General features: G+C 23.0%; 1 protein-coding gene. It reads right to left on the bottom strand.

The window, feature by feature from the left end; translation table 11 throughout:
• Positions 1 to 25: 25 nt before the first annotated feature.
• A partial coding sequence (gene dnaA, locus OL66_RS02900; RefSeq protein ID WP_034172396.1) for a chromosomal replication initiator protein DnaA occupies positions 26 to 1,409 on the bottom strand: 1,384 nt, incomplete at its 5' end.

Below are 1,409 nucleotides of genomic sequence, written 5' to 3'. Positions count from 1 at the left end.
ATTCATTTATTATTTAATTCACTTATTAAGAATTAATTTTTTTCAAAATAAGTTCTAAGGATTTTTTTAATTCATAATCACTTTGAGAATTTTTTTTAATTTTTTGATAAGCTTTAAAAACTGCAGAATGGTTTCTTTTGAAAAAACTACCAACAATATTATAAGGAATATCTTTTAATTCTTTGATTAAATACATAGCAATATGACGCGGTAAAGTATATTTTTGTTGTCTTTTTTTACTCATTAAATCACGAACTGAAATATTGAAAAAATTGCTAACAACTGATTTGATTTTTTCCAAAACATCCTCATCATAAGAAACACTTTTTTTGCTTTTAATCAAAAGTTCTAAAGCTTCATTGGCAATATTAATATCAATATCATAGCCAAAAGTTTGGGCATAATTCAACAATCTTAATAAAGCTCCTTCCATTTCACGAACATTATTAACAAAAGAAGAAGCAATCAAATCAAGGACATCTTTTTTTATTTTCAAAGGATTTTGTGGTTCAAATTCTAATATTTTCTTTTTCAAAATATTGAGACGATGATTAAAATCAGGACTTTGAATATCAACCATAAGACCAGCTTCAAAACGTGAAGTTAATCTAATCATAATATTTTTTAGTTCTGAGGCTTGTTTATCACTTGTAATTACAATTTGTTTTTGGTTTAAATAAAGATAATCAAATAATTTAAAAAACTCCATTTGAGTTCTTGTAGCACCTGCCATAATTTGGATATCATCAACTAATAAAAGATCAATATCACGGTATTTTTCGTTGAAATCCTCCATTTTGGCTTTTCTTAATTGGTTGGTAAATTCTTCAATAAATCCATCAGCTTTTACATATAGAACTTTTTTGGCTGAATGTGTTTTTTTCAAAATATGATTTCCAATTGCTTGAATTAGATGGGTTTTTCCGATTCCTGCTTTTCCAAAAATATATAGCGGATTGGTAGTTACTTTTTTTTCTTCAGCAATTTTTTTGGCAATTTTAAAGGCAAAATTATTACTTTTTCCCACAACAAAATTATCAAAACTATACTTGGGATTGGTATTTCCATAATTGTATTTATTAAAACTTATTTTTCTATTTTCAATTTCAACATTTTTTTCATTATCAGTTTTAGTTTCGATTTGTTCTTTTTCAATTTTTTCAAAATATTTATTATTTTGGAATTCATCATTATTTTCATTATTTTCAATTTTGGAAAAATAATTTTTATTCTCATTTTCTAATTTTTCTTTAAGATTTTCAAAATGTTTTTTTTCATCATCAAAATTACTATTTTTTTTATTTTTTTCTGAAACAAATTCAATTATAATTTTTTCTTCAAATTTTAATTTAGTTATTTTTTTGATTTTTTCAAAATACATTTTATATATTTTATTCTTAATAAATTCA

It is taken from the genome of Chrysanthemum yellows phytoplasma, from assembly GCF_000803325.1.
Classification (GTDB): Bacteria; Bacillota_I; Bacilli_A; order Acholeplasmatales; family Acholeplasmataceae; genus Phytoplasma; species Phytoplasma asteris.
This window is presented reverse-complemented; position numbering and strand designations above follow the sequence as displayed.